At 64.5% G+C, this 20898-nt stretch carries 20 protein-coding genes and 1 pseudogene; 11 read left to right on the top strand and 10 right to left on the bottom strand.

Annotated elements, in window-relative coordinates; all coding sequences use genetic code 11:
- Window positions 1-263: 263 nt before the first annotated feature.
- Window positions 264-608 carry a cupin domain-containing protein gene (locus A3AU_RS0125465; RefSeq protein ID WP_027055395.1) on the top strand — a complete coding sequence of 115 codons (345 nt, stop codon included), beginning with the start codon at window positions 264-266 and terminating at the stop codon, window positions 606-608.
- 3 nt (window positions 609-611) lie between these two features.
- Here A3AU_RS0125465 and A3AU_RS0125470 read toward each other — a convergent pair whose 3' ends face one another.
- The 5 genes from A3AU_RS0125470 to A3AU_RS0125490 are packed head-to-tail and all read right to left on the bottom strand — an operon-like array spanning window position 612 to window position 5789.
- Window positions 612-923, bottom strand: a complete 312-nt coding sequence (locus A3AU_RS0125470; protein WP_027055396.1) for a DUF6665 family protein — start codon at window positions 921-923, stop codon at window positions 612-614.
- A gap of 1 nt (window position 924) precedes the next feature.
- Window positions 925-1383: a GNAT family N-acetyltransferase gene (locus A3AU_RS0125475; protein WP_027055397.1), complete on the bottom strand. Its 459-nt coding sequence runs from the start codon at window positions 1381-1383 to the stop codon at window positions 925-927.
- Window positions 1384-1397: 14 nt separating this feature from the next.
- Window positions 1398-3281 carry an ABC transporter ATP-binding protein gene (locus A3AU_RS01000000136100; RefSeq protein ID WP_032918114.1) on the bottom strand — a complete coding sequence of 628 codons (1884 nt, stop codon included), beginning with the start codon at window positions 3279-3281 and terminating at the stop codon, window positions 1398-1400.
- A gap of 10 nt (window positions 3282-3291) precedes the next feature.
- Entirely contained in the window at window positions 3292-5178 is a 1887-nt protein-coding gene (locus A3AU_RS0125485; protein ID WP_032918115.1) for an ABC transporter ATP-binding protein, read from the bottom strand.
- Window positions 5179-5207: 29 nt separating this feature from the next.
- Window positions 5208-5789 (bottom strand): hypothetical protein, encoded by a 582-nt coding sequence (locus A3AU_RS0125490; protein WP_027055399.1) that lies wholly within the window; start codon window positions 5787-5789, stop codon window positions 5208-5210.
- Between the two features lie 284 nt (window positions 5790-6073).
- Between A3AU_RS0125490 and A3AU_RS0125495 the strand changes: the two genes are divergently transcribed.
- On the top strand, window positions 6074-6532 hold the full coding sequence (locus A3AU_RS0125495) for a tRNA (cytidine(34)-2'-O)-methyltransferase (protein ID WP_027055400.1): 459 nt from the start codon (window positions 6074-6076) through the stop codon (window positions 6530-6532).
- Between the two features lie 161 nt (window positions 6533-6693).
- Window positions 6694-7164, top strand: coding sequence for a redox-sensitive transcriptional activator SoxR (soxR, locus tag A3AU_RS0125500; protein ID WP_027055401.1), 471 nt, complete (start codon window positions 6694-6696; stop codon window positions 7162-7164).
- A 98-nt stretch (window positions 7165-7262) separates the two neighbouring features.
- On the opposite strand, the gene A3AU_RS0125505 is transcribed toward soxR, so the two are convergent.
- Complete coding sequence (locus tag A3AU_RS0125505) at window positions 7263-7520, bottom strand: hypothetical protein (protein ID WP_027055402.1); 258 nt, start codon at window positions 7518-7520, stop codon at window positions 7263-7265.
- Between the two features lie 179 nt (window positions 7521-7699).
- Here A3AU_RS0125505 and hemF point away from each other — a divergent pair, with 179 nt between their 5' ends.
- The 4 genes from hemF to A3AU_RS1000000140495 all read left to right on the top strand — a co-directional run bounded on the left by hemF (window position 7700) and on the right by A3AU_RS1000000140495 (window position 10909).
- Window positions 7700-8614 (top strand): oxygen-dependent coproporphyrinogen oxidase, encoded by a 915-nt coding sequence (gene hemF, locus A3AU_RS0125510; RefSeq protein ID WP_027055403.1) that lies wholly within the window; start codon window positions 7700-7702, stop codon window positions 8612-8614.
- Between the two features lie 158 nt (window positions 8615-8772).
- Window positions 8773-8958, top strand: a complete 186-nt coding sequence (locus A3AU_RS0125515; protein ID WP_027055404.1) for a DUF1059 domain-containing protein — start codon at window positions 8773-8775, stop codon at window positions 8956-8958.
- Between the two features lie 298 nt (window positions 8959-9256).
- Window positions 9257-9835, top strand: coding sequence for a hypothetical protein (locus A3AU_RS0125520; protein ID WP_027055405.1), 579 nt, complete (start codon window positions 9257-9259; stop codon window positions 9833-9835).
- A gap of 87 nt (window positions 9836-9922) precedes the next feature.
- A complete protein-coding gene (locus tag A3AU_RS1000000140495) occupies window positions 9923-10909 on the top strand; it encodes a S8 family serine peptidase (RefSeq protein ID WP_081709671.1) in 987 nt (328 codons plus the stop codon).
- Between the two features lie 36 nt (window positions 10910-10945).
- Here the strand turns inward: A3AU_RS1000000140495 and A3AU_RS0125530 are convergent, their stop codons facing one another.
- From A3AU_RS0125530 to A3AU_RS0125540, 3 genes are read right to left on the bottom strand one after another with little or no spacing between them, the layout of a single operon-like run.
- Window positions 10946-12208 (bottom strand): CCA tRNA nucleotidyltransferase, encoded by a 1263-nt coding sequence (locus A3AU_RS0125530; protein WP_027055407.1) that lies wholly within the window; start codon window positions 12206-12208, stop codon window positions 10946-10948.
- Window positions 12205-12837, bottom strand: coding sequence for a CoA pyrophosphatase (locus A3AU_RS0125535; protein ID WP_027055408.1), 633 nt, complete (start codon window positions 12835-12837; stop codon window positions 12205-12207). The genes A3AU_RS0125530 and A3AU_RS0125535 overlap by 4 nt, the downstream gene beginning before the upstream one ends.
- Entirely contained in the window at window positions 12837-13466 is a 630-nt protein-coding gene (locus A3AU_RS0125540) for a DUF1285 domain-containing protein (RefSeq protein WP_027055409.1), read from the bottom strand. The genes A3AU_RS0125535 and A3AU_RS0125540 overlap by 1 nt, the downstream gene beginning before the upstream one ends.
- Window positions 13467-13607: 141 nt before the next feature.
- Here A3AU_RS0125540 and A3AU_RS0125545 point away from each other — a divergent pair, with 141 nt between their 5' ends.
- The 4 genes from A3AU_RS0125545 (at window position 13608) to A3AU_RS0125560 (ending at window position 20502) form a co-directional block, all read left to right on the top strand.
- The gene (locus A3AU_RS0125545) at window positions 13608-14612 is read left to right on the top strand and encodes an AAA family ATPase (RefSeq protein WP_027055410.1); all 1005 of its coding nucleotides are present in this window, start codon (window positions 13608-13610) and stop codon (window positions 14610-14612) included.
- Window positions 14612-15541 carry a DUF58 domain-containing protein gene (locus A3AU_RS0125550; RefSeq protein WP_027055411.1) on the top strand — a complete coding sequence of 310 codons (930 nt, stop codon included), beginning with the start codon at window positions 14612-14614 and terminating at the stop codon, window positions 15539-15541. The genes A3AU_RS0125545 and A3AU_RS0125550 overlap by 1 nt, the downstream gene beginning before the upstream one ends.
- Entirely contained in the window at window positions 15538-18360 is a 2823-nt protein-coding gene (locus A3AU_RS0125555) for a DUF4159 domain-containing protein (RefSeq protein ID WP_027055412.1), read from the top strand. The genes A3AU_RS0125550 and A3AU_RS0125555 overlap by 4 nt, the downstream gene beginning before the upstream one ends.
- A gap of 63 nt (window positions 18361-18423) precedes the next feature.
- On the top strand, window positions 18424-20502 hold the full coding sequence (locus A3AU_RS0125560) for a membrane protein (protein WP_027055413.1): 2079 nt from the start codon (window positions 18424-18426) through the stop codon (window positions 20500-20502).
- A gap of 202 nt (window positions 20503-20704) precedes the next feature.
- On the opposite strand, the pseudogene A3AU_RS0125565 reads toward A3AU_RS0125560, so the two are convergent.
- A pseudogene (locus tag A3AU_RS0125565) lies at window positions 20705-20898 on the bottom strand (integrase); the annotation flags it as partial.

Below are 20898 nucleotides of genomic sequence, written 5' to 3' on the forward strand. Positions count from 1 at the left end.
CCGCTCAATTACGCCAACCCGACAGCGCATGGCGAACAGGCTAGCGAATTCCTCCGGCATTTGGACTTCGGTTTATGCGTGAAGCCCGTTTTTGTCCAGACGGGTCAAGGCACAAGGGCAGATTGTCGCGGGGACAAAATCCCCTATTGCCCGGCGGGACGGCGAATGGCCGCAAAAGGCGGCTAACAACCGGGAAATATCAGCAAATTAGAGCCCCCAGCTTGCCTCGACACAGGGCGCCGCCGTGATCTATCTTCCCAGGCATGGCGCACGTCATAGACCGCGACGAATGGGCAGTTCGCTCCGACCATTGGAAGGGCGAGCTGCAATGCGGCGTGTACGGCTCCAACTCCTGCCTGATCTTCAACTACCTGCCCGATGTCGGGGGCGGTCCACGGCTACACTCCCATCCCTACGCGGAGATCTTCATCATCCGCCAGGGAACCGGCCTGTTCACCGTCGGCGACAAGGAAATCGAGGCTTCCGCCGGCCAGATCGTGATCGTGCCGCCCCACACGCCGCACAAATTCACCAATCTCGGTCCGGGTCCCCTGGAAACCACCGACATTCACGAGAACGGCAAGTTCATCACCGAATGGCTTGAATGATCCCTACATCGCTCCCAACCGGACAAGCACCGCCTTGGGTATGCCATACTCGCGGATGACGGCCTCGTGCCTGCGCAGGCCGCAAAGTTCGCGCTGGATGAAATAGGCGTGCACGGCCGTGGCAGCCTCCTTGAGAAGCCGGGGACGCATCTCCTCGTCCGCATTGTCGCTTAGCCGAGCCAGCGTTTCCGCGACCCGCTGTCCGGCCCGGCCGAGTGCCGCCGCCTTCTCGGCGAGGATTTCATGGCCGAGCGCGTCGAAGGCGGCTTCAGCGGCCGAAGCGCCGGCAAGATGAGATGGCGGACGCAGGGACATGTCAGCTGCCTTTCCCGAACATCATGCGATGGGTGACGAATTCTTCGCCTTCCACGCGCTGAAAGCCAAGCCGTTCGTAGAAAACGAAGGCTTGCGGCGGCGCGCGGGTGTTCAACATGATGAAATAGCGGCGTGCCCGGTCGATGACGGTCTCGACCAGCATGCGGCCAAGGCCGGCGCGGCGGTGAGGCGCGCTCACGAACAGGTGCCGGACACGACCCTGGTCCCCGCCCTCGACATAAGGATCGATGTTCAAGTCGCACACGCCGGCAAGCTCGCGGCCATGCCATGCCCCGTAAAGTGCCTCGCCACGCTTGTGGAAAATGTTGCGGCCACTTGCCCAGCCATCCGCCAGCCGCACCAGCATCCAGTAGCCTTCCAGCCGGCTCTCATCCTTCAGCCTGTCGAAGGCCGGCGTGGTCGGCCGCAGCCGCTTGAGCAGATAGGCGACTTCCGGCAACCCGCTTATCCCGCCTACTCCGCCGGCCGCGTTTCTTCGAGCACGCTGTCCTCGTGATAGAGGAAGCCGCCGGACTGCCGCTTCCACAGCCGCGCATAAAGCCCGTCGAGCGCCACCAGCTCGTCATGGGTGCCTTGCTCGACGATGCGGCCGCCGTCGAGCACCACCAGCCGGTCGAGGGCGGCTATCGTCGACAGCCGGTGGGCGATGGCGATGACCGTCTTGTTTTCCATCAGCCGGGTGAGATTCTCCTGGATCGCCGCCTCGATGTCGGAATCGAGCGCCGAGGTCGCCTCGTCGAGGATCAGGATCGGCGCGTCCTTGAGGAAGACACGCGCGATCGCCACTCGCTGGCGCTGGCCGCCCGACAGTTTCACGCCGCGCTCGCCGACAAAGGCTTCGTAGCCGGCGCGGTCCCTGTTGTCGCGCAAGGTCAGGATGAAGTCGTGCGCCTCGGCCTTCCCAGCCGCGGCGATCACCTCAGCGTCTGTCGCGTCCGGCATGCCGAGCTTGATGTTGTCGCGCAGCGAACGGTGGAACAAGGCCGTATCCTGGCTGACGACGCCGATATTGGCGCGCAGCGAGTTCTGCGTCACGTCGGCAACGTTCTGGCCGTCGATGGTGATCGACCCGCCTTCCAAATCGTAGAGACGCAGGATGAGATTGGCGAGTGTCGTCTTGCCGGCGCCCGATGGCCCGACCAGCCCGACCTTCTCGCCCGGCTTGACGACGAGGTCGATGCCGTTCAGCACGCCGAAGCTCTTGCCGTAGTGGAACTCGACGCCCCTCACGTCGATGCGGCCGCCGGCGACGGCAAGCTCCCTGGCGTCAGGCGCATCCATAAGGCCGAGCGGCTGCGAGATCAGCGCCTTGGAATTCTCCAGCACGCCAAGGTTCCGCAAGATGCCGTTCATCTGCATCATCAGCCGGCCGAGCAGCATGTTGAGCCGCAGCACCAGCGACAGCGTGAAGGCGACCGCGCCGACGGTGATCGAGCCCTCGACCCAGAGATAGACGGCAAAGCAGCCGATCGCCGTGATCATGATGCCCGACAGCGTCGTCAGCGCCATCCGCACGCCGGTCAGCCGGCGGGTGAACGGGCGCAGCGCATCGAGATAGATGTCGAAGCCGTTCCTGATGTAGCGGTCGTCGCCATCGGCCGAGAACAGCTTCAGCGTCTGCACATTGGAATAGGAATCGACGATGCGGCCATTGATCATCGAACCCGCCTCGGCGGTCGCCTCGGCATGCTTGCGAATCGCCGGCAGATAGAGTCTGGCCAGAAAGCCGAAAGCAGTGATCCAGATCACCACCAGCGCCGCGAGCCTGAGATCGAGACCGGCAACCAGGGCCAGCGTCGTCACCGTATAGACGATCATGAACCAGACGACCTCGATGAAGCTTTCCATCAAATCGCCGGTCGCCTGCCCCGCCTGCCAGACTTTTGTCGCGATGCGGCCGGCGAAATCGTTCTGGAAGAAGGCGTAGGACTGGCGCGACACATGCCGGTGCGCCTGCCAGCGCACCAGATTGTAGAAGCCGGGCGTGATGGTCTGTTCGTCGACCAGCGCCGAGAGGCCGACGACGACGGTGCGGATGACCAGGACCACGGCGATCATGAACACCAGTTCAGGGCCGGCGGCGGCCCACAGGGCGTGCCAGCTGCGCTCGGCCGGAAGCTGATCGAGGATGTCGACCAGCCGCCCGACGAAGTAGAACAGGCCGGCCTCGACCAGCGGCGCGATACCGCCGATGACCAGCATGGCGAAGAAGGCGAACTTCGCCTGGCCGACGTAGTGCCAGAGAAAGCCGCCGACGCTTGCAGGTGGTCGAAGGTTCGCCGGCTCCCTGAACGGATAGACCCAATTCTCGAACCAGCGATAGATGGCTGTCATCATGCGGCGGCCATCATTCTGCGGCTTGCCCCTTTGCGATCACGTCATTGGCGACATCGGCCGGAACGTCCTCGAGCAGAAACCCGCCCGATTGCCGCTGCCACAGCTGGGCATAGAGCCCGCCCTTGGCGACCAGTTCCTCGTGCGAGCCTTCCTCGATGACCCGACCCTGGTCCATCACCACAAGCCTGTCCATCGCCGCGATGGTCGACAGCCGGTGGGCGATGGCGATGACGGTCTTGCCTTGCATGAGCTTGTAGAGGTTCTCCTGGATGGCCGCTTCCGCCTCGGAATCCAGCGCCGAGGTCGCCTCGTCAAGGATAAGTATCGGTGCATCCTTCAACATAACGCGAGCAATGGCGATGCGTTGCCGCTGGCCGCCGGACAATTTGACGCCACGGTCGCCGACATAGGCGTCGAACCCCTTGCGGCCATTGTGATCCGAAAGCCCTGATATGAAGTCCAGCGCCTCGGCCCGCCGTGCCGCCTCGACAAGCATTTCGTCCGAAGCATCAGGCCGGCCATAGAGGATGTTCTCCCGCACCGAGCGATGCAAAAGCGATGTGTCCTGCGTGACCATGCCGATCTGGGCCCGCAGCGAGTCCTGTCTCACCCCGGCGATCTCCTGGCCGTCGATCAGGATCCGGCCGCTCTCCAGGTCGTAGAAGCGCAGCAAAAGATTGACCAGCGTCGACTTGCCGGCGCCCGAGCGGCCGACAATGCCAACCTTTTCGCCCGGCTTTACCGTGAGCGACAGGTTTTCGATCACGCCTTTCTGCTTGCCGTAATGGAAGCCGATATCCTCGAAGCGGATCTCACCCCTGGAAACGGCGATCTCCTTCGCATCCGGCCTGTCCTCGACAAGGCGCGGCAGCGAGATCGAGGCGATGCCGTCCTGCACCGTGCCGATGTTCTCGAACAGCCCCGACATCTCCCACATGATCCACTGCGACATGCCCCACATCCTGAGCACCAGGCCGATGACAACGGCGACCGCGCCGATCGTCACCACTTGCCCCATCCATAGCCAGAGCGAAATGGCGGTGACCGAGAACAGGAGCAGCGCGTTCAGAATGTAGAGCGTGCCGAAAAGCACGGTCACCAGCCGCATCGACCGATAGACCGTGTCGAGGAAACCCATCATGCCTTCCCTGGCGAAAGTGGCCTCGCGGCGCGCATGGGAAAACAGCTTGACCGTCTGGATGTTGGAGTAGCTGTCGACGACACGACCGGTCATCACCGAACGCGCATTGGCCTGCTCCTCGCCGACCTTGCCCAGCCGCGGGATGAAAAAGCGCAGCAACAGGATGTAGCCGACCAGCCAGACCGCCAGCGGTGCGGCCAACCGCCAGTCGGCCGAGCCGACGATGAGCAGCATGCCGAGGAAATAGACGATGACGTAGTTGAGGACGTCGATCACCTTGATGACGCATTCGCGCACGGCCAGCGCCGTCTGCATCAGCTTGGTGGCGATGCGCCCGGCGAATTCATCCTGGTAGAAGCTCATCGACTGCTTGAGCAGGTAGCGGTGCACCTGCCAGCGGATGCGCATGGGATAGTTGCCCATCAGCGTTTGCTGGTTGAGCAGCGAATGCAGCCACACCGTGCCCGGCAGCGCGAACAGCACGATGAAGGCCATGGCGGCGAGCTTCCAGCCCTCCGTCTGCAGGAAGGTTTCGCGATTCTGCGCCGACAGCCAGTCGACGATGCGGCCCAGGAAGCCGAACATCCACACTTCCGCGATGGCGATCGCCGTCACCAGCACCGCGTCGACAAGGATATAGGGCCATGCGCCGCGCGTATAATGCAGGCAGAAGGCCACCAGCGTCTTGGGCGGCTCGACCGGTTCCGCCGCCGGGAACGGATCGAGCCTTCTTTCAAACCAGCTAAACAACAACATGGGTCATGCCTGTGAAATCTGTTTTCCGCTTACGCGGCTTGGCGACGTACGAAATCCCGGGGCCGTATGGCGCCGAGGGCCGACGCTCCGGAATCATCCGGACCGTCGGCCCTGCTTCGCGCAATATAGGGGTTCGCGGGCTTTTCGCCGACAGGCTCGTTTGCCGATCCTGACGGTGCGGTGTCGACAAGCCGGATTTTCGCGCCGGGCCGGATCAGCCGGATGATCCGCCGCACCAGCGACGGCCGGCTCGGATCCGGAACCGCGCGCGAGAAATCGACATCCGGCAGCATGCCGCGATGCGGCCGGCGGCGGACTTCGGCATGAACCGCCGACGAATAGGTCTCGCCGATCAACAGCGCCCAGGTCGGCAGTCGGTGGATATGCAGGCTCCTCGAGCCCGGTATTCTGTAGGGATCGAACATCGGTCCGTCCTCCGTATGAAAATAGAGATGAAAAGGCGAAGCAAGGTCGTCCGCCGGCGTTCGGCCGGAGGGATGGATTGCGTCGGTCTGGACACGACGCCAGGCATCGGTCTGGACACGACGCCAGGCATCGGTCTGGACACGTTCAGATTGGGCGTTCAGCCCTTTTGACTTTTTGAAAAACATCGCAGGATTCCTTCGAGAGCCGAAAAGGTGTTTCGGCGGGAATCGGTGCGATCAAGTCTTAGAGAGTCAGGAGAATTGTCGTACCGAAGCCGCCCGCAGGCGTACTAGCCAACGAGAGGGGCGCTGGATGTGCATGGTCATCATGAAATACCCCTCCATCGGTTCGGGTTGACAATGCCGGTCGTATACCCGACTTCGCAGAATATGGCCACCCGCAGGTCCAGGAATTTCCGAAACCGCGAGCGCGCTGTGGCCGATCTGCCACTTATTAGAAGGATGCGGAAATGAACCGTCGTCTCCGCATCGCGCTCTACCAGCCGGACATTGCCGGCAATACCGGGACAATCCTGCGCTTCGCCGCCTGCCTCGGCCTTGGCGTCGATATCATCGAACCGGCCGGCTTTCCGCTTTCCGACAAGGCGCTCAAGCGCGCCGGTATGGACTATCTCGAAATGGCTTCCCTGACCCGGCATGTCGACTGGAACGCCTTCGAGGACTGGCGCAAGGCCCGCGCGGACCGGCTGGTGCTGCTGTCGACCAAGGCAGCGCTCCCCTACACCAGCTTCAGCTTCGCCAACGGCGACATCCTGCTGTTCGGCCGCGAATCCGCGGGCGTGCCGGATCTTGTCCATCAGGCGGCGGATGCGCGGCTGACCATCCCGATGCAAGGCGCCGCGCGCTCGATCAACGTCGCGCTGTCGGTAGCCATGGTGGCGGGCGAAGCCGTCCGCCAGCTCGGATAGAATCCGCGGCTCATCGGCCGGACCGCCCTCACCGTCACCGAAGGCAGCGGCTTTGCCAGTCATTCTCACCCAGGCGCACATCGCCTTCTCCTGTCATTTGCCCAATCGGCATTTCTTCGCTACAAGCTCAACTTAACTTGAGGTCAAGCGGAAAATGGGACATGGCTCCAGTAACGGAATTGACGGTCGGCCAAGTGGCCATGCGCAGCGGCGTCGCGGTGTCGGCGCTACATTTCTATGAGACGCGCGGACTGATCCGCAGCCACCGCACATCAGGCAACCAGCGCCGTTACGGCCGCGACGTGCTGCGGCGGGTGGCGATCATCAAGGTCGCGCAAGAGGTCGGCATTTCGCTGGCCGAGATCGGAGCGGCACTTGAATCATTACCTGAAGGCCGCACGCCGACGCGTGAGGATTGGAATCTGCTTTCAACGGCCTGGCGCGATAGCCTCGACCAGAAGATCAGCCAGCTAAAGAAGCTGCGCGACGGATTGACCGATTGCATCGGCTGCGGCTGCATGTCGATCGACAAATGTCCGCTCAGGAACAAGGGCGACCGGCTGGCGAGGGAAGGTGTTGGCGCGAGGCGGCTGGTTCTACCTTCTCCCCGTTCATTGGAAGAAGGTACTTGAAAGGCGGATAAGGGGCAGCGCTGGCATTCAAAGGTTTGGGCCGCCCCTCACCTGCCTGCCGGCATCCTGTCCCCGTATGGTGACGGGGCGAGGAAATGCTAATCAGCCACGGGCAGCCGCCTGATGGTGAACTCGATCAGATCTCCCGGGCGCTCGAACCAGCTTTCGATCTCGGTCCAGTAGGCCTGCTTGGGGAAACGCTCGAACCATTCCTTGGCCTTGAGGCGCGCATCGGAGCGCGGCAGGACGAAGGTTTCGCGCAAAAAGCCGTCGCGTGGCATGCGTGAGCGCTCGGCACGGCTTTGGTCGAGCCTCTTCTTCAGGCCATCCAGCGGCGGTCTTGCCGGGGTGCGCACGAAACAACTCCTTGCCCTGGCGCATGACCCCGAAACCGCGATCGGGTTTCGGAAAGGATCATGCGCAAAACCAAAGTGACTTGACCCTTCCCGTCAAGAGATTAGGGATCGCGCCGGCAAAAGACGAGTCATTTTGTCCGGGAGACCGGATGCGATCCGCCCACAACCGGAGACGGCACTTGGAAAGACCTGAAATACCGGCTGGCCTGCCCGCCGACATCGAAGAAAAGAAGATGAAGGCCCGCCTGTGGTTCGAGGCGCTGCGCGAACGCATTTGCGGCGCCTTCGAGCAGATCGAGCACGATCTTCAGGGTCCGCTCGCCTCCTGGTCGCCGGGCCGCTTCGAAAAGACACCCTGGGAGCGTGACCAGGGCAAGGGCGGCGGCGGCACCATGTCGATGATGCATGGCCGCGTCTTCGAGAAGGTCGGCGTCCACACGTCGACCGTCCATGGCGAGTTCTCGCCCGAATTCAGGAAGCAGATGCCCGGCGCCGAGGAAGACCCGCGCTTCTGGGCCTCCGGCATCTCGCTGATCGCGCATCCCTGGAACCCCAACGTTCCCGCCGTGCACATGAACACGCGCATGGTGGTCACCTCCAGGCACTGGTTCGGTGGTGGCGCCGATCTGACCCCGGTGCTCGACCGCCGCCGCACCCAGGACGATCCGGATACCGTCGCTTTCCACCGCGCCATGCAGTTCGCTTGCGAGAAGAATGCCGACGTCGCCGACCATCCGAAATTCAAGACATGGTGCGACGAGTATTTTTATCTGCCGCATCGCAACGAGCCGCGCGGCACCGGCGGCATCTTCTTCGACTGGCTGCATTCGGAGCAGGACAAAGGCGGCTGGAATGCCGACTTCAACTTCGTCCAGGATGTCGGGCGCTCCTTCCTCGTCGTCTACGGCCACCTCGTACGCGCCAACTTCAACGAGAACTGGACCGACGGCGACCGCGACGAACAGCTCGTCCGGCGTGGCCGCTACGTCGAATTCAACCTGCTTTACGACCGGGGCACCATTTTCGGCCTGAAGACCGGCGGCAACGTCGCCTCGATCCTCTCCAGCCTGCCGCCGGAGGTTCGCTGGCCCTGACATGAGGTGGCGGCGCACGCAGCTTTGATGCAACCAGACCGCCCCCTGCCGTGTTATAGTGTTCGCCCCGCTCACGTCCGGGAATTCAACTCGTCGGACCGTGAGCCAAGAAAGTGGCGGAGCCTCGACCGGCTCCCCGGAGGAAAAGGAGAAATCCGATGAAGCAATTTCACTGCGGGTCGCTCGTGCCCGGCTGTGAATGGCACACCCGCGCCGACGAGGAGGCCGAAGTCATGCGCCGCGCCGTCGAGCATATGCGCGAGACGCATGGCGAGACCACCATCCGGGAGACGATGGTCGAGGCGATCCGCTCGCGCATCGAGAAGGTTCGCGACGCGGCATAATCTATCGCGCCCGCCATTGGTGTTCGCGGCCGTGGCGGGCGTGTCGTCCAGATGCAATGATCCCTTGGGCGAACGACTCCCTGAAAACAAAAACGCGACACGCCTGCGCCAGTCCTCTCCGACGCGGCGCGGTCTGGCTCTCCAGGCGCAAAAAATATATTTCTTACAGCTAAAATAAACGCTGCGGTAACCGACCCGTGCGACTGTCCGCCCGATAATCCGGCTAAAGGGGGCTGCCAGAGGAGCCCGTCGCCACTAGGCACCTGATCCGGAACGGTGGGGCGAGGTTGTTTCGCGCATGCGCGAAAAGTCCGGCAATCGAGTGCGTTTGTGCACCGCGGCGCTTGTGCTGTCGGCATCCCTCATGGCGTGGTCGGCGATTGCCCAGGAAATGACGACATCGATAGTCGACATCCATCAGGGATCACTGCTCAGCGATCGGGCGCGAAGCCTTGGCAGTGGCGGCTACGAACTCCAGAACGGCAGTCGCGTATCGTTCAACCAATGGTACCACGCAAGCTGGGTCGACATGCATGTGGATCTGCTGACCCCGATCACCGAGGATACCGGCATCCTTTGGGGATTTGGAACCGGAGAGGCGGCCGAGAAGTATAGGATCGCGCCCAGCCTGAAGCTAGGGTTCCTCACTCAAATGCATCCGGGTCCGAACAGCACCCTTTCCTTGTCGTTTACAGCAACCATCGGCGGCAAGCTCACCGAAAAGACCTGCCAGGCCAATTATGGCGATCTGGGCAGTTTCAACGTCAATTGCCGTCTCGCGGCCAGCGAGATGGCACCTGAGGAAACCTTGAAATATCTGGTTAACGCTAAACCGGAGAGCCAGCATCTCTGGCTGAATTATCGTGTTACTTTCTGATCGCGAGGGGCCGTGCGCGAGATGTCGCGCCGCCTCCGGCAATTCGCGATCGTCCATCGCAGCTGTCGTCTGAACCGGGGTAAGAACATGTCGAATAATCGTTGGAAGTTCGGTATCGCCGCCGCCCTCGCACTTGTGCCGGCATCGATGGCGATGGCGCAGGAAGCTGTCGGTCCCGATCCGCTGTCCACGCTCTGCGCCGGCGGCCAAGCAAACGCTGCCATATGCCTGAGTGCCACGCTTGCGACCACCACGACGCCGACCGTCCAAAGCTGGATGAGCCCGGATGTCGGGGCCGCATGGCGCGCCGGGTACAAGGGCCAAGGCGTCACCATCACCATTGTCGACGACTTCTCCAGCACCTCGAAATTCAGCGGCAATTTCGGCATTGGCACGCAGACGCAGCGCCACGGCGAATGGACCCGCGAAGAAGCCAGCATGGTCGCGCCGCTGGCAGCCATCAGGTCGAAGGACTTCTCCACCAGTTCGGCGGTCGCGCTGGCGCCGGGCCTGAACGTGCTCAATCTGAGCTATGGCATGTACGCCAAAGCGGGCTACAGCCCCAGCCAGATCGGGTGGAGCGCCGAGGAAGCCTCCATCATCTCCTACGCCACCAAGGGAACGGCCGTGGTTTCGAAAGCTGCGGGCAACGACGCGGTTGCCGTGGGCGGCGTCACCGGCGGCCAGCAGGACTATCTCGACCTGGCCCTGGTCGGAAAGGCATCCGCGATTTTCGTCGGCGCGCTCAACAGCAACGGCACGACGACGAACAAGGCCAGCATGGCCTGGTACTCCAACACCGCGGGCTCGAACACGGCCGTGCAGAGCCATTTCCTGGTCGTGGGGGTTGCCGGAGACAAGACAGGCCTTTACGGCACCTCTTTCGCGGCGCCGATCGTTGCCGGCTACGCCGCGATCGTCGGCAGCAAGTTCACCAAGGCGACGCCGACGCAGATTACCAACCAGCTTCTCAATACGGCGCGCACCGACACTTTGGTCGGCTATAACGCGTCCGTCTATGGCAGGGGCGAAGCAAGCCTTTCACGCGCCCTGGCTCCCTTGGCGATCAGGTAAGCCGCGCGCGATCGGCAGAAATCCAGCGGCTCCAGCCTAAGTTTCGAGTGCCTGCGCGGCGCGTTCCAGCAACGTGCCGCGATCCGGCGCAAATCCGGCATCGATCCATTCCGCCTCGAGATTCCTGAGGATTTCACCGAGTTTTGGTCCAGGCGTTGCGCCGAGCGCCGCCAGATCGGCGCCTTTCAGCGGAAATACCGGTTTTTCCCATTTGAGCGCGAAGGCCAGCAGGCGCGAAAAGCCGCCCGCTTCGAGGAGCGCTTCATTGTCCTCGACAGCACGCACCCGCGCCGCTGCGAGCGAAAGCCGCAGCCGATCGACAAACCCTTGCCGGTCACCGCGATAGAGCCTTTTCGCCAGTTCGCCCTCGGTCGTCTTCGGCTCGACGGCAGTGGACAGTGCCCATTGGCGCAAGCGATGCGCTTCATCGGTCGAAAACCGGAGCCGCTCGGCAAGCGTTTGCATGCGCGCGGCGTCCGGCGGCACGATCGCCTCCAGCCGCAGCAGCGGATCCGCCACCCAGCCGAGATCCTTTTCGGCCTTGGTCAGCCCATGGATGGCATCGATGCCCCATTTCTCGCTTTCGGGCAGCACCGTGGTCAGCACACTTGCCTGCCGCATCCACAGCAGCGCCCGCGACGGGTCGGGTGCCGACAAGAGCTTCTTCAGTTCGGACCAGACACGCTCCGCCGAAAGTTGCGCCAAGCCCTCCTTCAGCCGGGCGCAGGCCTTCAGCCCCTCGGCGTCCGGCCGGCCCTCGCCATACCAGGCGAAAAAGCGGAAGAAGCGCAGGATGCGCAGATAATCCTCGCGGATGCGCGCCTCCGGATCGCCGATGAAACGCAGCCGGCGCGCCTCGATGTCGGCGATGCCGCCGACCAGGTCGACGACAGTGCCATCGGCGTCGGCGTAGAGCGCATTTATGGTGAAGTCGCGCCGCTCGGCGTCCAGCTTCCAGTCGCGTCCGAACGACACCCTGGCGCGACGGCCGTCAGTCTCGACATCGGCGCGCAAGGTCGTGACTTCATGGGGCTTGCCGCCGGCGACGACGGTGATCGTACCGTGCTCGATGCCGGTTGGCACCGGCTTGAAACCTTCCGCCCTGGCGCGGCGGATGGTTTCCTCAGGCAAACAGGTGGTGGCGATGTCGACGTCGGCGACCGATTGGCCCATCAGCGTGTTGCGCACGGCGCCACCCGCGACACGTGCCTCTTCGCCGCCTTCAGCCAGGGCGGCAAGCAGGCGCTGCAAATGCTTGTCGGTGAGCCAGTCGGCCCGGCCCGCGATCGAAACACTCACGCATAAAGCCTTTCATAGAGCGTACGGATGATGCCCGCGGTGACGCCCCAGATGCGGCGGTCGCCATAAGGCATGTCGTAGAAGAACCATTCGAGATCGTTCCACATGCGGCTGTCGCGCTTGTGGTTCACCGGATCCATCAGGAAGCGCAGCGGCACTTCGAAGGCGGCATCTACCTCGTCGGCGTTCAAGGTCAGCTGGAAGCCGGGTTGCACGATGCCCAGCACCGGAGCGATGCGGTAGCCGCTGCCGGCGACATAATCGGGCATGCGGCCGATGATCGCGATGCGGTCCTGCTCCAGGCCGATCTCCTCGAAGGTCTCGCGCAGCGCCGCCGCCTCCGGGCTGGCGTCGGTGGAATCGATGGTACCGCCGGGAAAGGCCACCTGCCCCGAATGGCTGCGCAGCTTCTCGGCCCGTTTGGTCAAGAGAACCGTCGCCTCGCCATCGTGATCGACCACCGGGATAAGCACCGCGGCATTGCGCAGCGCCTTGCCCTGGTTGAGGCGCGGATGGCCCGGATTGAAGCGATGATCGCCATAATCGTCGCCGGCATGCGCGTCCGGCTGCGCGGCCAAGCGCGCACGAAAATCCGCCGATGAAAACGGCGGCGGTGACACCTGGTCCATCATGCGCTAAGCCGTTTCAACTGATCCGCCGGCATGATCGGGAACACAGCGCCTTTCGAGCGCACGGCAAACATCGTCTCGCCGCCGATCTCGAGTTCCTCGCCATGCCCGACCAGTTCGTACATGACGGGCCGCCCTACCAGCGCCTCGAGCCTGCCGCGCACCAGCACATAGGGCTTCAGTCCGCCAGTCTCGTTCTCGTCGACGAAGCGCAGCGGCCGTTCCGGTCCAGCCTCGACCACGTCGCCGACATTGGTGCGGAAGGTGATGATCTGGTCGTCGCCGCTGCCCGAAACGTCCATCTCGACGGCAATGAAGGGCGCATCGGCGACGCGGATGCCGACCTTTTCCACAGGCGTCACCAGATAGGTCCTGCCATCCGCGTCCTTGCGCAGCACGGAGGAAAATAGCTGCACCAGCGGCATGCGGCCGATCGGCGTACCGAGATAGAACCAGGTGCCGTCGGCCTTGATCTCCATGTCGAGATCGCCGCAAAAGTCCGGATTCCAGCGCTCGACCGGTGCCGCACCCTTGCCGGCACGCGCAGCTCGCGAGATCAACGCCTCCAGGCCGCGCGCCTCGGTGGCGCTCGTAAGGCTTTGTTCGCGATGTTCGTAGTGTTCCGTCATCGTCACGAAATAGTCACTGTTGTTCCGCTTGTCAGCCTAAGTCTGTGATTTAAGTTCGACCATAGGCGCTACGCGAGGCCGAATCGCGGCAACCTATGATATGGTGCGGGCCGGTATTTCCAAGCAAAGGGATCGAGCCGAATGAGCGTGATGGTCAAGGAAAGCCCGATCAGCGAAACGGACATGATCGCCGAGGCCGAAAAGGCGTTGGCCGACATTTCCAGGATCCGCGACGGGGTCGGTAGGGTGATCTTCGGCCAGGAGAACGTCGTCGAGCGCACGCTGGTGGCGCTGCTGGCCGGTGGCCACGCACTTCTGGTCGGTGTTCCCGGCCTTGCCAAGACCAAGCTGGTCGAAACGCTGGGCGTCGTGCTCGGCCTCGATTCGCGGCGCGTCCAGTTCACGCCCGACCTGATGCCGTCCGACATCCTCGGTTCCGAGGTCATGGAGCAGGACGAGACCGGCAAACGCTCGTTCCGCTTTATTCCCGGGCCGATCTTCGCCCAGTTGCTGATGGCCGATGAGATCAACCGCGCCTCGCCACGCACGCAGTCGGCGCTGCTGCAGGCGATGCAGGAATACCACGTCACCATCGCCGGCGCCCGCTACGATCTGCCCGCGCCCTTCCATGTGCTGGCGACGCAGAATCCGTTGGAGCAGGAAGGCACCTACCCGCTGCCCGAAGCCCAGCTCGACCGCTTCCTGATGCAGGTCGACATCCTCTATCCCGAAATCGAGGCCGAACGCCGGATCCTCCTGGAAACCACCGGCATCGAGGACGCGAAGGCCCAGAACGTGCTGCAGCCGGCACGGCTGAAGGAGATCCAGACGCTGATCCGCCGCATGCCGGTGCCCGAAAGCGTCGTCGAGGCGATCCTCACCCTGGTGCGCTCGGCCCGTCCGGGCCAGGGCAATGCCGAGACCGACAAGCACGTCGCCTGGGGCCCCGGCCCCCGCGCCAGCCAGGCGCTGATGCTGTGCACGCGCGCCCGCGCGCTCTACGAAGGGCGGCTGGCGCCGTCGGTCGACGATGTCAGGGCGCTGGCCGAGCCGGTGCTGCAGCATCGTATGGCACTGACTTTCGCCGCCCGAGCCGAGGGCACAAGTGTCCGCGACGTGGTGGCGAAGCTCGTGAAAGGGATTTGATGGGGCGCATCGGCGAAGTCCAGGCTCCGGCAGCGACGCGCGACGCGCTCGCCCGTGGCCGGTTGCGGGCTTCGCTTGTACCCGACCTGCTGGTCGAGGCGCGCCGCATCGTCAACACGGTGATCGCCGGCTGGCATGGCCGCCGCAAGCGCGGCATCGGCGAGAATTTCTGGCAGTTTCGGCCCTATGTCGAGGGCGATTCCTCGCGCATCGACTGGCGCCGCTCGGCGCGCGACGACCACACCTATGTGCGGGATCGCGAATGGGAAGCCGCCCATACGGTCTGGCTGTGGGCCGACCCCTCGCCGTCCATGCTCTACAAATCGACCGGCGCCAGCGTGTCCAAGCAGTCGCGCGCGCTGGTGCTGGCGCTGGCCATGGCCGAATTGTTGTCGCGCAGCGGCGAACGCATCGCCTGGCCGGGCTTGACCGATCCGTTCACCGCCCGCAACGGCGCCGAGCGCATCGCGGCCCAGCTGATGCACGCAGGCGACCTGCCGGCAAAGCCTGATCTCTCCGACATTAGGCGCTTCTGCGATATCGTCATCGCCAGCGATTTCCTCGATCCGGTCGAGGAAACGATGGAATGGCTCGACGTGCTCGCCCGCCACGGCGTGCGCGCCCATCTGATCGAGGTCGCCGACCCGGCCGAGGAAACCTTCCCCTATGCCGGCCGTACTGAGTTCACCAATCCCGAAACCGGCGACAAGCTGACTGCCGGACGCGCCGAAACGCTTGGCGACGAATACCGCCTGCTCTACACCGCCCGCCGCCAGGAGCTGGCCGGCTGGTGCAAGCGGCTCGGCTGGAGCTTCACCGTCAACCACACCGATCGGCTCGCGTCCGACGCGCTGGTGCGCCTGCATATGGCGATGACCGCCGACGGCGGCTACGCCGGTAGCGGCCGCGCCGGCAAGGTGGTCGCATGAGCTGGCTGCCGCTCTCCTTTGGCGCCCCCATGGTGCTGTGGGGCCTGCTGGCTCTGCCGGTGATCTGGTGGCTGCTCAGGCTGACGCCACCCAAGCCGCAGGCCGAGATCTTCCCGCCGCTGAAGATACTGGCGCGGGTGCTGAAGCGCGAGGAGACGCCGCATCAGAGCCCCTGGTGGCTGACGCTGCTCAGGCTGCTGATGGCCAGCCTCATCGTCGCCGCCTTGGCCGAACCGGTCTTCAATCCGCGTGAAAAACTGCCGGCCGAGGGTGCGGCCCTTGCGCTGGTCATCGACAATGACTGGGCGAGTGCCGCCGACTGGAACAAGCGCGTCGCCACCGCCGAGCGGCTGATCAAGGACGCCGGCTCGAACGGCGTGCCGGTCATCATCGCCTTCACCGCCGAAAAGGCCAATGCGGAGATCGGCCCCTTCGATGCCGCCGCGGCACTCGACCGGCTGCGCGCCGCCAAGCCGCGGCCGATCCCGACCGACCGGCCCGCCGTCTACGCTCGCGTCGCCGGCGTGCTGGAGACCTTGCCCGGCGCCAGCGTCGCCATACTGGCCGATGGCCTGGCGGCCAAGGGCGACGAGGCCGCCTTCAACACGCTGTTGTCGAAAAACGCCGCCCGCGTCGTCTGGGCAGTTGCCGACCGGCTTTCGCTGACCGGTCTCACCGGCGCCGACAACCAGGTCGACGGCTTTGCGCTCACCGCGATCCGCGCGCCGGGCGATCCCGCGCCAGCGCAGGTCACGGCCGGTGCCTTCGACGACAAGGGGCGCCGCATCGCCGATGCGACGCTGACTTTTGCACCGGGCGAAGCCACCGCTACCGGTACGATGGCGGTGCCGTTCGAACTGCGCAACGACTTCGCCTCGATCGCTCTCGACGGCGAGCGCCAGGCCGGCGCGGTGCGCGTGCTCGACGAAAGCTCCAAGCGCCGCCGTGTCGGACTGCTGTCGCAGGCCGAGGCGGACCAGGCGCAGCCGCTTCTGTCGCCGCTCTACTACATCAGGCGCGCGCTGCAGCCCTTCGCCGATCTGGTCGAACCCTCCAGCGCCGATCTCGCCGACGCCATTCCGCAGATCCTCGACCAGAAACCGGCGATGATCATCATGGCCGATATCGGCACCATCCCCGCACAGGTCCGGCAAAGGCTCGTCGACTGGGTCGACAATGGCGGCACGCTGGTGCGTTTCGCCGGCTCACGGCTGGCGGCCAGCGGCAATGACGACGATCTGCTGCCGGTCCGCCTGCGCACCGGCGAGCGTTCGCTGGGCGGCGCGCTGTCATGGACCTCGCCGCAGCCGGTCACCGAATTCCCCAAGGCCGGTCCCTTCGCCGATCTGGCGCCGCCGACCGAAGTCACGGTGAGCAGGCAGGTGCTGGCCGAGCCGACACCCGATATTGTCGAGCGCACCTGGGCGGCACTCGCCGACGGCACGCCGCTGGTCACTGGGCTGAAGAAAGGTAAGGGCACGTTGGTGCTGTTTCACGTCACGCCCGAGGCCACCTGGTCGAACCTGCCGATCTCCGGCAGCTTCGTCGAGATGCTGCGCCGCATCGTCCAGCTGTCGCGCAACCAGGGCGCGGCGATCGCCAATGCCGAAGCCGCCGCCACATCGCTGGCGCCCTACCGCATGATCGCGGCCGATGGCACGCTGGTGCCGCCGACCCCGGACGCAAGGCCGCTTGTGCCGGGCGCCGGCGCGATGCCGGTGACTTTCGACAACCCGCCCGGCCTCTACGGCTCCGAGACCGGCGTCTTCGCCCACAATCTGCTCGACGCCGCAAGCACGTTTGAGCCGCTGGCGCGCCCGAGGGTCACCGTTCCGGTCACAACGATCCAGTATGCCTTCGACGAATCGCGCAATCTGAAGGGTTCGCTGGTCGCGGCGGCGCTGGTGCTGATGTTGCTCGACACGCTGGCGGTGTTCTGGATGGGCGGCCTGTTTTCGCGCCGGCCGCGCCGTGCCGGTGCGGCAGCCACCACCGCGGCGGTCCTGATTGTGTTCGGTGCGTTGTTCGGCCATGCCGATTTCGCCCGCGCCGACGATGCCAAGCCGGGCGACGAGGCGGCAATCGAGGCGATTTCGAAGACCCGCATCGCCTATGTGCTGACCGGCGTGCCGGGCGACGATTCGATCAGCCGCGCCGGGCTCGAGGGCCTGACCCGCTTCCTGATCGAGAAGACCGCGCTGGAACCCGGCGCACCGGCCGGCGTCGACATTTCGAAGGACGAACTGTCCTTCTACCCTTTGATCTACTGGCCGATCGATCCGGCAGCCCCCATGCCGAGCCAGGCCGCGATTGCACGCATCGACGCCTATATGCAGCAGGGCGGCACGGTGCTGTTCGACACGCGCGACCAGTTCGCCAACGGCATCGGTGCCGATTCCACCAGCCCGGCGACCGAGCGGCTGCGCGACATTCTCGGCAACCTCAACGTTCCGCCGCTGGAGCCGGTGCCGTCGGACCACGTGCTGACCAAGTCCTTCTTCATCCTGCCGGAATTTCCCGGGCGCTTTTCCGGCAGCCCGCTCTGGGTCGAGGCATCGCTCGACGCCAGCAATGCCGACAACCGGCCGGTGCGCACCGGCGACGGCGTCTCGCCGATCATGATCACCGCCAACGATTTCGCCGGCGCCTGGGCGGTCGACGAGAATGGCGATCCGCTGCTGCCGACCGTGCCGGCCGACCCCATGCAGCGCATCTATGCGCTCCGCGCCGGCGTCAACATCATGATGTACATGCTGACCGGCAACTACAAATCCGACCAGGTGCATGTCCCGATACTGCTCGAACGGCTGGGGCAGTAGGATGAGGCTCCTCGTTTCGCGACTTGAGTGGATCGACCCTCCCCACAAGGAAGAGGGTAAGGCATGAACTGGTCGATCTCCTTCGAACCGCTCATCTCCTGGCCGCTGCTGGCCCTGGTGCTGGTGCCGCTGGCGCTGCTTGCGCTAGTCGGCCTGTGGTTTCGCCAGCGCGGCGGTGTCCTGCGCTTCGTCGCCCTGCTGGCGCTCGCCGCCGCTTTGTTCAACCCGGTATTCCTCAACGAAGAACGCGAGCCGCTGAAAAGCGTCGTCGCGCTGATCGTCGACCGCAGCCAGAGCCAGGATATCGGCGACCGCACCACGCAGACCGACGAGGCGCTGGCCGGGTTGCAGCAGCGTCTCGGCCGCTTCAAGCAATTCGACGTCCGCGTCGTCGAGGCCGGCAAGTCCGCCGCCGCCGAGGAGCGTACCGAAACGCGGCTGTTCGGCGCACTGGAAGGCGCCTTCCGCGACGTGCCGCCGTCGCGCATCGGCGGCGCCATCATGATCACCGATGGCGAGGTGCATGACGCGCCCCCTGGCGCGCCTGACTTCAACGCCCCGCTGCATGCGCTGATCACCGGCAACGACCACGAAAAGGATCGTCGCATCCGCTTCGAGAACGCGCCGCGTTTCGGCCTTGTCGGCAAGCCGCTCGACATGACCTATCGCGTCATCTCGACCGAAAACGAGACCGGCCCGGTCGATGTGCGTGTCTCTGTCAATGGCGAACAGGTCTCGGTCGAGCATGCCACCGTCGGCCAGCCCATGCCATTGCAGGTGACCATTCCGGGCGCCGGCCGCAACATCATCGAACTCGCCATCGACCGCGAACCGGGCGAACTGACCGACACCAACAACCGCGCCATCGCGCTGGTCGACGGCATCCGCGAGAATCTGCGCGTGCTGCTCGTTTCGGGCGAACCGCATGCCGGCGAGCGCACCTGGCGCAACCTGTTGAAATCCGACGCCTCGGTCGATCTCGTCCATTTCACCATTCTGCGGCCGCCGGAAAAGCAGGACGGCACGCCGATCAACGAATTGTCGCTGATCGCCTTCCCGACCCGCGAACTTTTCGTCGAGAAGATCAAGGATTTCGACCTCATCATCTTCGACCGCTACCAGCACCGCGACGTGCTGCCGATCCTCTACTACGACTACATCTCCGAATACGTCGACAAGGGCGGCGCCCTGCTGATCGCCGCAGGCCCCGAATATGCCGGCGAGGCTTCGATCGCGCGCACGCCGCTGATGTCGGCGCTGCCGGCCATGCCGACCGGCGAGGTGGTCGAAAAAGCATTCTATCCGCGCCTGACCGACCTCGGCCAGCGTCATCCGGTGACACGCGGCCTCGACGGTTCGGCCACCGAACCGCCCCATTGGAGCCGCTGGTTCCGCACCATCGGCGTGCAGAATCCGCAAGGCGAAGTGGTGATGAAGGGCGCCGACAACCGGCCCCTGCTGCTGCTCGACCGCAAGGGCGAAGGCCGCGTCGGCATGCTTCTGTCCGACCAGGGCTGGCTGTGGGCGCGCGGTTTCGAGGGCGGCGGCCCGCATGTCCAGCTCTACAGGCGGATCGCCCATTGGTTGATGAAGGAGCCGGAGCTCGAGGAAGAACGGCTGACCGCCGAGGGACGCGGGATGGTGCTGGAGATCCGCCGCCAGACGATGGCCGACGACCCAGGCCCGGCGCAGATCATCACGCCCTCCGGCAAGACCGTGACCGTCAAGCTCGACAAGTCCGAACCCGGCGTCTTCCTCGGCAGCGTCCAGACCAACGAGATCGGCCTGTTCCAGGTCGCCAATGGCGATCTCACCGCGCTTGCGCATGTCGGGCCGGTCAACGCGCCGGAATTCGCCGACGTCGTCTCCACCGAGAACCGGCTGAAGGCGCCGGCGGAAGCCACCGGCGGCAGCGTGCGGCGGCTGGCCTCGTCCACTGCCCCTGGCAGCGACGTGACCCTGCCTTCCATCGTTCCGGTGCGCTCGGCCGGCGAGGCTTCCGGCAGCGACTGGATCGGCCTGCGCACCACCGACGACAGCGTCTTGAAGGCCGTCTCGCGCGTGCCGCTGTTCGGTGGCTTCCTCGGCCTCGGCCTGCTGCTCCTGGCGATGGGTTCGATGTGGTACCGCGAGGGACGATAGCGCCCTTTTTCCTTCTCCCCGTTCTACGGGGAGAAGGTGCCCGAAGGGCGGATGAGGGGCAGCGCTGAATTCGCGTGATTAGCGATCCTCTGCTGCATACCCATCTGGTCAGCATCCGGCGCCGCCCCTCATTGTCCTGCCGGTGTCCAGCCGATAGATGGGTACCAGTTTGAACCGGATACATGGGTAACAGTTCTCCCCCTTATGATGGGTTCGCCGCCGCGCCAGGCGGTTTGGTTGGTGTGGCGCTTCGGCGAACCAGTTTCATGTGCTTGTGGTCGATGAAGCCGAGCGGATGGGCATAGAAGCGCATCGCCCATTCGCCGTTCTCAGTCTCTTCGATGGCAATCGGCTCGCCTGCCAGCGTGGCCGAGACGTAGATTTCGGCGCCCTGCC

Source organism: Mesorhizobium erdmanii USDA 3471 (genome assembly GCF_000472705.1).
In the GTDB taxonomy this organism is placed as follows: domain Bacteria; phylum Pseudomonadota; class Alphaproteobacteria; order Rhizobiales; family Rhizobiaceae; genus Mesorhizobium; species Mesorhizobium erdmanii.

Excerpts from the sequence above, each read along its gene's own strand:
- soxR (WP_027055401.1), top strand. The coding sequence starts at position 6,694 with ATGGCTCCAGTAACGGAATTGACGGTCGGCCAAGTGGCCATGCGCAGC.
- A3AU_RS01000000136100 (WP_032918114.1), bottom strand. The coding sequence starts at position 3,281 with ATGATGACAGCCATCTATCGCTGGTTCGAGAATTGGGTCTATCCGTTC.
- A3AU_RS0125535 (WP_027055408.1), bottom strand. The coding sequence starts at position 12,837 with ATGGACCAGGTGTCACCGCCGCCGTTTTCATCGGCGGATTTTCGTGCG.
- A3AU_RS0125495 (WP_027055400.1), top strand. The coding sequence starts at position 6,074 with ATGAACCGTCGTCTCCGCATCGCGCTCTACCAGCCGGACATTGCCGGC.
- A3AU_RS1000000140495 (WP_081709671.1), top strand. The coding sequence starts at position 9,923 with ATGTCGAATAATCGTTGGAAGTTCGGTATCGCCGCCGCCCTCGCACTT.
- A3AU_RS0125520 (WP_027055405.1), top strand. The coding sequence starts at position 9,257 with ATGCGCGAAAAGTCCGGCAATCGAGTGCGTTTGTGCACCGCGGCGCTT.
- A3AU_RS0125560 (WP_027055413.1), top strand. The coding sequence starts at position 18,424 with ATGAACTGGTCGATCTCCTTCGAACCGCTCATCTCCTGGCCGCTGCTG.
- A3AU_RS0125545 (WP_027055410.1), top strand. The coding sequence starts at position 13,608 with ATGAGCGTGATGGTCAAGGAAAGCCCGATCAGCGAAACGGACATGATC.
- A3AU_RS0125490 (WP_027055399.1), bottom strand. The coding sequence starts at position 5,789 with ATGTTTTTCAAAAAGTCAAAAGGGCTGAACGCCCAATCTGAACGTGTC.
- A3AU_RS0125465 (WP_027055395.1), top strand. The coding sequence starts at position 264 with ATGGCGCACGTCATAGACCGCGACGAATGGGCAGTTCGCTCCGACCAT.
- A3AU_RS0125470 (WP_027055396.1), bottom strand. The coding sequence starts at position 923 with ATGTCCCTGCGTCCGCCATCTCATCTTGCCGGCGCTTCGGCCGCTGAA.
- A3AU_RS0125485 (WP_032918115.1), bottom strand. The coding sequence starts at position 5,178 with ATGTTGTTGTTTAGCTGGTTTGAAAGAAGGCTCGATCCGTTCCCGGCG.
- A3AU_RS0125555 (WP_027055412.1), top strand. The coding sequence starts at position 15,538 with ATGAGCTGGCTGCCGCTCTCCTTTGGCGCCCCCATGGTGCTGTGGGGC.
- A3AU_RS0125550 (WP_027055411.1), top strand. The coding sequence starts at position 14,612 with ATGGGGCGCATCGGCGAAGTCCAGGCTCCGGCAGCGACGCGCGACGCG.
- A3AU_RS0125515 (WP_027055404.1), top strand. The coding sequence starts at position 8,773 with ATGAAGCAATTTCACTGCGGGTCGCTCGTGCCCGGCTGTGAATGGCAC.
- A3AU_RS0125540 (WP_027055409.1), bottom strand. The coding sequence starts at position 13,466 with ATGACGGAACACTACGAACATCGCGAACAAAGCCTTACGAGCGCCACC.